Source organism: Winogradskyella pacifica, from assembly GCF_013403915.1.
In the GTDB taxonomy this organism is placed as follows: domain Bacteria; phylum Bacteroidota; class Bacteroidia; order Flavobacteriales; family Flavobacteriaceae; genus Winogradskyella; species Winogradskyella pacifica.
The window spans coordinates 295,302-303,646 of the sequence record NZ_JABFDI010000003.1 but is presented as its reverse complement, the minus strand read 5'-3'; the positions used below and the strand labels follow the sequence as shown (position 1 = coordinate 303,646).

The window sequence follows — 8,345 nt, the reverse complement described above, 5'->3', positions numbered from 1 at the left end:
TTCGGAATTTTCACGGGTTCGTAAATGTTTGTTAACTTAGTTGCTTAACCACGCAACTAACCATACACAAAACCGTTGACAACAAGCTGTGAAATTCGTGAAAGCAAGAAAATTAGAGGTTTAAATTGATAATTTTGTATCTTTGATAAAAAGCTAATAAAATGGATTTACAAACAAGAAAACTGGAACTTATTCAAGAGTTTTTAAAGATTCAAAGTGAAGATGTTATTTCACGACTTGAAAAAATCCTTAGAAAAGAAAACAAGAATTTTGATATTGATGATTTTAAACCAATGACAATTGAGGAATTTAATTCTCGAATTGACAAATCTATGGAAGATTCAATAAATGGTCGACTAATAGAATCTAGCGAATTAAAAGCCAAGATTGATAAATGGAATTAAAATTATTTTGGACTGATTTTTCTCAAAAAGAACTAGAAAAAATTTATCAATATCATCGAGAAAAAGCAGGAATTCGAATAGCAAAAAAACTCGTTAACGGTATTTATAACGAAACTTTAAAGTTACAAAGGCAACCAGAAATTGGACAAGCCGAAGAACTTCTTATAAACAGAAATCAAGGATTTAGATATCTGGTTTATACAAACTATAAAGTCATTTATTGGATTAACAAGGAAGAGAATAGAATTGAAATAAATGATGTTTTTGATACTCGCCAAAACCCAATAAAAATAGAACGAAAAAAATAAAAGCCAGTTGCCAACAAAGTACTGTGGCAAAAAACAAGCAAAACCTCATTAATTTTTTACTATAGTACTTTTATAGTTTCCATCATATATTAATTCCGATTTAGCTATAGCAAAGACCTGTTTCAATAGTTTATTACACACGGCAATTAATGCTAATTTTTTGCGCTTTCCTTTGGCTACGATTCGCTCATAAAGATCTCGACACGTTTTGTTATGTTTACAAGCATTAAAACTGCACATAAATACTAAGTTTCTCAGCTTTTGATTTCCCATTTTACTGATTCGTGCCGCCCACTTACACTACTCCCACTTCGTCTTATCATAGGTGTTAGACCAGCGTAACTGCACAATTCACTTGCGTTTGTAAAACGATCAAAACCTCCTGTTAAAACCACTAACATAATAGCTGTTTTAGTTCTATTCCCTAAAATGAACTGCGCAATCATTCCACTATACAACATCGGGTGTTTGAAAATGAAGCCTTTTTTTTAAGATTCATAGTCACTCCATTCTATCACCTTTGATGAAAATGAATATGTGTCATTAAGTTGTCCTTTAAGCGTCATACGCTTTATCTCTGCCTCCAATTCACCATCTAACCATAAGACGTTATCAGCATTAGGCAGTTCTGTAACCGGTAAATCAAATTTGCAATCAGGAAAATCTTCATGATATCTTGTGCCGTCTTTCAATGTTTCAAAATGTTGCTGAGGCGAATGGCACTCAATTATAGTAGTATCGCTATCTTCAATATATGTTGTATACGATTGATTAAAGTCAATAACATACGTTTTATCGTTTTTTATCATGGTAAGCCCACCGATAGAAAGCTCATGCCTATTAGCGACAATATTACCTTCTATTTCTAAAAAAAGTGTAAACTCGAAATCTGAAATGTTTTGATCTGAATGATTCATAATATTTTTGTTGGATACAGTAAGCTAACGAAATTAAAAACAAAAACTACAATAGCATACTGTATGGTAATAATCTTGTGTCATTCAATTTTGATTCACAAACATTACATACTTTAAACGATGACTGGTAATTCCGATAATATTTCAGCTTCACAATCGCCGTAAATCATTAAAAAAAAACACCCACTCTTTCGAGCGGGTGCCATCACTAACAAAAAAACTCAAAAAACATCATGAGAAACTCACAATACGATTAATCTTTTTTTATCCCTTAAGATTAATCTTTTTTGCTAGCAATCAATCAACTTAACTTAATTTGCTTCCCCACAAATTAAGTGGCTGAAAGCTTATTAAAACCTATAGCTTACCGTTCCTTTTAGAAAGAAAGGTGTACCAGGTGTAAAATGTATTTCTTCAACAGATTGTGCTTCGTTTTGTAAACGCGATTCGGTAGCAAATTGTGTTTCATTCCAATCCACATCAAATAAGTTTTCTATCGCAAAACCAAGTGTGATGTTATTCAGTTTATAATTCACATTAAAATCCGTAACCATATACCCTTCTGCTACAATTGAATTGTCTTCGTTTGCAGCTCTATCATCTAAATATCTAAAACGTAAACCTCCAGAAAACCCATTAAGATCATCCACAGATAAACCTCCAATTAGCGTAAAATCTGGTGCTAAAGGAATGTAGTTTTCACCATCCGGATCATCTACACTTCTGGCATTGGTCAGTGTTGCATCGGTATCTAAAAACAACCAATCGGTTAACTGGTAACGCAAGCCTAGATCTAATCCGAAACGTCTCGTTTTTCCACTTGGTTCTACAATACCTGCATCCCCAACGTAAACGAATTCTTGTTCTAAAAACAAATACCATAACGCAGAGTTTACTACTAGCTTTGGAAATGGCTTCCATACAGACCCTAAATCGGCTCCGTAAGAACGTGGTAAAATATCTTCGCCTCCATTAGCAACCACCACTCTAGTATCGTTAGAGTGAAATCCTAACCCCGATTTTAAATACAATTGCAGATTATCTTGTGCATTGTAATAGAAATTCAACTTCGGACTTACAATCGTTTTAGTTTCTGCTAAAGTTTGGTAATTAGACTGCAAAGCATCATTATACATAAACTTGAAATAGTCTAAACGTAGTGCTGGTGCCACTTTAAATTTTCCAAATTCAAATTCTGCATTTACAAAAGCATCAATATTTGTTTGGTTGATATCTCCTAATTGAATATTTTCTAAAGTTGTGGATCTGTTTAAGGTTCGGGATAATTCTACATCATCAGAAATATCATGTCTTAAGCCAATGCCAGACGTCAGCGTCAATTCCGTATCACCTAAAAATGTGGTGTGTGTAATGGCTGTATTTGCACCAAAAATATTTCGATCTTCTTTCTGATAAATTTGATCTCCATTAATAGGATCTTCTAAAAAGAAGGTAAAATTAGAATACAACTCAAAAGCATAATGCGAATAAAAGGCATTAGCACTTAAACTGGTATGATCATCAATATACTTATCGAAAGTCACATTAAGGTTGGTACGTTCTGTTTGTCCGCCTTCAGTATCATCAATGGCCCCAAAACGAGAAATGTTTCCATTATCTACTTCGCGCTGTGGAATCTGCCCAGAAGCATCCCAACGGCTTGTAAAATGTGAAGCGGTTAAGGTTAGTTTGTCGTTTTCAGGAGAAAACATAACGTACTTTCCAAATAGGTTTAAACGGTTAAAGTTCTGTGGAGATTCAAAAGGACCATCGGTATTAATATATTCTAAAGCCACATAAGCATTTTGGTTTTTAGTATCTTCTAAAAGATTGAATAAACCAACCGTTCTCATGGTATTAAATTGCCCCACAGAAAACGAAACCTCACTTTCTTTTAGGTAATCTTTTGTTTTAAAATTTACATAACCGGCTGTATTAAAATCACCTTCTTGCGCATAGTAACCACCTTTACCAAAATCAATTTTATTCACCGTTTCAGGAATCACAAAATGCAAATCGCTATAGCCTTGACCATGGGCGTGAGATACCATATTTACGGGCATTCCATCTACGGAAATTGACACATCAGTACCATGATCGATATCAAAACCACGTAAAAATAATTGTTCGGCTTTACCTCCACCAGCATGCTGACCAATAAATAAACCGGGCACTTTTCGTAAGACTTCTTGTGTGGAATTTACCGGAGTGACATTTAAATCTAATCTCGAAATTGTACTTACCGTATTTAACTCTTCGGTAATTACCATTTCATCTAATTGAAAGGCTTTTTCTTCTAGAATAAAATTTAGATTCTCAATGGATTCTAAGGCTATAATTCTGGTTTTATAACCTAATAATCCAATTCTTAAAGAATCTCCTAATTTGGTATTGGCAATAACAAACACACCATTTTCTGATGAATGTGCATGACTTTCGGAAGTTTGGTTATAAACATAAGCAGCTTCCAAGGGTTGATTTAACTCATTTACAACGCGCCCTTTTACGTTTTGACTGTAAGCCGTTAAAGCAAAACAACTGATAATAAGGGTCAATATACTAATCTGTTTCATTCGGGAATTTTTGAGAATTAATTTATAAATTACAGGATAACAAACATAAATAATCTGTTATAAATTTGTAGGAATTATAGCTGATTTATCTTTGAAACCATAGTCGGTCCTAATTCATAAATACTAGCTAAAAGTTCAGCTTTTAAAGGTTGAACTTTGGCTGTTTTACCTGCAGCTTTATAAATTTCTGCAATGTGGTATATTACGGCTGGTTCATAGGTTTTACCCTCTACAAACTCTTCCATTATTTCATTTGCTTTCTCAATGTTCCCCGTTCTAAAATAACTCCAAGCTAATAAGTTATACGATTGTGGTGTTGGTCTATTTTCAACTTCTTGCATTGCGATTTCTAAAGCACGCTCTGGCATTAATAAATCCTCCGAAAAAACAATAACGTTGTATTGATTATACATGTCTCCGTACAATTCATTTTTAACTGCCGTTTGGTAATTTCTTAAGGATTCTGCTTTTAATTTTGAATCGTTATTGTATTCTGCAATCTCTGCTTTTAATAAATCGTAATCTGGAGTATTGTGATATGACGTTACGTGGTTTAAGATGTTTAAAGCTTCCGCTGGATTCTTCTCGTGCGAATACACAATCCATGCAATTCCTTTTTTAGCATAAGCATTATTAGGATCTAATTCTAACGCTTTTAAGAAGTAAGCGTAAGACTTATCTATGTCACCAGCATGACCATAAAAATCTGCAATATTAGTATAAGACCAAAGTTTCATACCTTTTAAATTAGAAGATTCTGCGATTGCCATGGCTTTTTCCATGTTTTCAATAGCACCATCTAAATTGCCTTTATGATCTTCTAATTTTGACAAACGAATCAAATAATCAAAACTAGATGTGTTTTTTAAGTCTTTTAAATAGGCTTCTGCATAGATGTAATTCCCTAGCTCTAAATGCACATCGAAAAGCATTTTTTTAGTCCCATTAAGTTTTGCACCATTAGCTTCTGCTTTTTTAAGTAAGACTAGAGCGTCTTTAAAACGGTGTTGTGAAATGTAATTTGTAGCTATATTTTTTAAGAGTCCGGCGTCACTATCCTTAACTATTTTATTAGCTTCAAGTAGATCCTTTTCGGCTTTAATTAAATAATCAATCTCTCCTGTAACGTTAAACACCTCTGAATTGGCATTAGCACGACTGATTAAATAGGTATAAGAACTAGAACTATTCTCTATTCTATTAGTCCAAAAATCGACATCTTCTAAAAGTTTAGTTTGGTCTATTTTTGTGGATAGGTATTGGCTATAATCAGCTTCATCGGTAACTTTATTAGAATTACAACTAAGCATTATTAGCGTTATAAAAATGGGAAGTATGTTTTTGAGTTTCATAATAATTTGTTTTTTGAGTTTGGTTAATTCTTGTGGAAGCCCATATTAATAATCTAAAATGAGATCTTTCGACCCCATTTTAGGTTACTAATCAATCGCTTACCAAGGAGACGCTAAGTAAGGGAAAGACATCAAAAATTCTTTATCATTAGAAGCGACATTATCACTTGATAATCCAGGGTATTCTGGGTCTGTTAAACCTGCTTCACCACCGAAAATTAATATCAATTCTACATCGATAACATCATCAGATAAGTTTCTACCTGTTAAGATATTTGTACCATCAAAAAATGTTGTTGGTGCATCTAAAGACACCGTTAATACATCTGTAGCTAAAACACCTGTAAATTGTGCCGCTGTAAAGCCTAAAGCATTAGCATCCGTTGGCGATGCCGGATCGTAAGCAGGACTCAACGTTTCTAATTTAGTTTGAAATGCAGCTTGAAACGCAGCTCCCATATTTGAAGGGATTGTGGTATTAAAAGCATCTTTCATTCCGTCGTTTACAAAAACCGTATTAATTGCTGGTCGTCCCATTTGGTCTTCCTGAACATAAGTTCCTGTAAAGTTTGGACCTGCAGGACCTGTTACATTATCGTCGTCGTTATTACAGTTGATAGCCGTCATTGACGCTAAAATTGCAACTGCAAATAGTTTTATATTATTGAATTTCATGTTATTTGAATTTTAGTGTTAATTAATATCATTGGAAACCTTTTTGACGTTGAATACTTTAGTGTTCAACCTGAAGTCTTAAAGTTTCAGCATGACTATTTATTTTAAATTATTGCTTTCTTTTAGATTCTACCCACGTGTTAATTGTACCAGATCCACCAATCATAGATTTTGGCACCTCAACAACTACAGATAATACGTTAGAACCTTTAAAGGTGTCATCACCAGGATTAGCAAATCCGCTAGCATCTCCTGCTATAATTTCTGTATACTTGTTAAAATCAAAAAAGAAAGGATCATCTCTTGGGCCTGCAAAGAATTTCATACCTGCAAATTCTTCTATCATAGCAGTTTCTCCATAATTTGTAATATCTACAACACCTGCATTAGCTGTGGTTGAAACAATTGTACTATTTAAACCCGTTGATGTTGGTGCAGTAGGTCCGAAGAAATACATTTTACCATCTCTTGGAGTTGCTTGGATTACAAGATCTTCAATGTAATCTCCATCAGTATCAATATTGAATTCTAATAATACACGCTCATCAAAAGATGCAGCTCCCGTATTACTAGGGGTTAAAAGTCCTTGCACGTTGGCAACCAACACTAAGTTAGATGTGTTTTCACCTCTAAAGGCATAAAAGTCTGTGATATCACTTGTACCACCTTGCACTGCAGGAGCATCAATATGATCTGCTGCAATAGCAACGAATGTTGCAATACCTAAGATTGCAGTTGCGATTAAAATTTTTGTTTTTTTCATAATTTTTGAGATTTTGTTAGTTTTAATGTCTCTGTTCTACCTACGAAAAAATTCAAATAGCGGTTTTGTTAAAATTTTGTTAATGAAATAAATTGATGATTTCTCGGCATAAAAAATTAACTTTGACCCTTCAAATTATATATTATGAATCCATCGGCTAACGGCTGGATAAAAAAATTACTTAATCTCGTTTCTGAAACCATGTATTCTGAGACTGAGACTGATGCGTTTTATATTAATTTAAAACGTGCTGGGTTTATATATGGTAGTAATATTAAAGTGGTATTAGATATTGTTAAACCCTTTGAACTTAGTGAGGAGGAACGCTGTAAGACTAACTTACTTCTTACCTTCTATTATATTTATAATAAGGAAAATCCAGAGGAAAAATTCACAGAAAGTCTCATTAGATATTATAAGTCTATCACCGACCAAAAGCGATCGTTTTTTGAAGATTTATTTAGCGATAAATCACCTGATAGTTTATTGGAGAAAATCATTCATAAGCGTATACACATTGATGATAATTTTATTTCAAAAAGTTTTAATTATTTTTTAATTAACGCACTTTTATTCGTTGACGTTTTAGGATATCAACGTTTTTTGAAAGATGAAAACAATGTTAAAGACTATGTTGGAAATCTCGAATCTGCATTAGAAACCATTGTATTCTCAGTTATTGAGAATAAAACCTTAAAATCTGAATACGATGAAAACCTCATTAAATTGTTTGAAGGTTCTATTCGCTATAAAAACCCTGAGCTTCTAACCTATAATGATGCTATTTCAATTATAAATGAACCTTTAGAAAAGCTGTACGTCATAGATTTAGTATGTATGGCATCTTGGACTGACAAGATTATAGACAACGAAGAGAAAAGCTTTTTAAATCAATTAAAAACCGATTTAGGTGTCGATAATACGGTTATTGTAAGATCAATAAATGACATTAACTTGTTTTATGATGAGCATAAAGAAGACGTTGCATTTTTAAGCTCTAAGAATTTAGCACAAAGTTTTTATGATAATAGTAGTAAAGTCGTTTCAAAGCTTATCAATCGAAACAGTAAACGTTTAATTAAAGAATTATCTGAAAGCAAAGAAGCTTTATACCTATTAACACAATCCACACAACGAAATCTTACGGACGAGGAACAGAAGAAAATTCAAACGCAACTCATAGATATCTTTAAATCGATACCAAGTTTGGCTATCTTTATGTTACCAGGAGGTATGTTGCTTTTGCCGTTGTTTATCAAGTTTATTCCTAAGTTATTACCTTCAGCCTTTGATGATAATAGAATAGACGATAAGGATTAAGTTTAGTATGAGTTTGCTGAAAGAAACTCCAAA

8 protein-coding genes and 1 pseudogene are annotated in these 8,345 nt (G+C 33.2%); 3 read left to right on the top strand and 6 right to left on the bottom strand.

Going from position 1 to position 8,345, the window contains the following annotated elements; translation table 11 throughout:
- Positions 1-161 precede the first annotated feature (161 nt).
- Together HM984_RS04750 and HM984_RS04745 are read left to right on the top strand one after the other, a co-directional pair.
- A complete protein-coding gene (locus HM984_RS04750) occupies positions 162-404 on the top strand; it encodes a hypothetical protein (RefSeq protein ID WP_115813142.1) in 243 nt (80 codons plus the stop codon).
- Positions 395-712: a type II toxin-antitoxin system RelE/ParE family toxin gene (locus HM984_RS04745; RefSeq protein WP_179348308.1), complete on the top strand. Its 318-nt coding sequence runs from the start codon at positions 395-397 to the stop codon at positions 710-712. Before HM984_RS04750 ends, HM984_RS04745 begins: the two co-directional genes overlap by 10 nt.
- 48 nt (positions 713-760) lie before the next feature.
- Here the strand turns inward: HM984_RS04745 and HM984_RS04740 are convergent.
- The 6 genes and pseudogenes from HM984_RS04740 to HM984_RS04715 all read right to left on the bottom strand — a co-directional run.
- A pseudogene (locus HM984_RS04740) lies at positions 761-1,143 on the bottom strand (transposase); the annotation flags it as partial.
- A 57-nt stretch (positions 1,144-1,200) separates the two neighbouring features.
- Positions 1,201-1,629 carry a hypothetical protein gene (locus tag HM984_RS04735; protein WP_115809158.1) on the bottom strand — a complete coding sequence of 143 codons (429 nt, stop codon included), beginning with the start codon at positions 1,627-1,629 and terminating at the stop codon, positions 1,201-1,203.
- A 350-nt stretch (positions 1,630-1,979) separates the two neighbouring features.
- On the bottom strand, positions 1,980-4,202 hold the full coding sequence (locus HM984_RS04730) for a TonB-dependent receptor (RefSeq protein WP_179348307.1): 2,223 nt from the start codon (positions 4,200-4,202) through the stop codon (positions 1,980-1,982).
- 74 nt (positions 4,203-4,276) lie between these two features.
- Positions 4,277-5,554 (bottom strand): tetratricopeptide repeat protein, encoded by a 1,278-nt coding sequence (locus HM984_RS04725; RefSeq protein WP_179348306.1) that lies wholly within the window; start codon positions 5,552-5,554, stop codon positions 4,277-4,279.
- A 99-nt stretch (positions 5,555-5,653) separates the two neighbouring features.
- A complete protein-coding gene (locus HM984_RS04720; protein ID WP_179348305.1) occupies positions 5,654-6,229 on the bottom strand; it encodes a DUF4331 family protein in 576 nt (191 codons plus the stop codon).
- 109 nt (positions 6,230-6,338) lie between these two features.
- A complete protein-coding gene (locus HM984_RS04715; RefSeq protein ID WP_179348304.1) occupies positions 6,339-6,992 on the bottom strand; it encodes a DUF4331 family protein in 654 nt (217 codons plus the stop codon).
- Between the two features lie 144 nt (positions 6,993-7,136).
- On the opposite strand from HM984_RS04715, the gene HM984_RS04710 reads away from it, so the two are divergent.
- Positions 7,137-8,312: an LETM1-related biofilm-associated protein gene (locus HM984_RS04710; protein WP_179348303.1), complete on the top strand. Its 1,176-nt coding sequence runs from the start codon at positions 7,137-7,139 to the stop codon at positions 8,310-8,312.
- The last annotated feature ends 33 nt before the right edge of the window (positions 8,313-8,345 follow it).

Coding starts and splice junctions, on each gene's coding strand:
- HM984_RS04750 (WP_115813142.1), top strand. CDS start 162: ATGGATTTACAAACAAGAAAACTGGAACTTATTCAAGAGTTTTTAAAG.
- HM984_RS04745 (WP_179348308.1), top strand. CDS start 395: ATGGAATTAAAATTATTTTGGACTGATTTTTCTCAAAAAGAACTAGAA.
- HM984_RS04735 (WP_115809158.1), bottom strand. CDS start 1,629: ATGAATCATTCAGATCAAAACATTTCAGATTTCGAGTTTACACTTTTT.
- HM984_RS04730 (WP_179348307.1), bottom strand. CDS start 4,202: ATGAAACAGATTAGTATATTGACCCTTATTATCAGTTGTTTTGCTTTA.
- HM984_RS04725 (WP_179348306.1), bottom strand. CDS start 5,554: ATGAAACTCAAAAACATACTTCCCATTTTTATAACGCTAATAATGCTT.
- HM984_RS04720 (WP_179348305.1), bottom strand. CDS start 6,229: ATGAAATTCAATAATATAAAACTATTTGCAGTTGCAATTTTAGCGTCA.
- HM984_RS04715 (WP_179348304.1), bottom strand. CDS start 6,992: ATGAAAAAAACAAAAATTTTAATCGCAACTGCAATCTTAGGTATTGCA.
- HM984_RS04710 (WP_179348303.1), top strand. CDS start 7,137: ATGAATCCATCGGCTAACGGCTGGATAAAAAAATTACTTAATCTCGTT.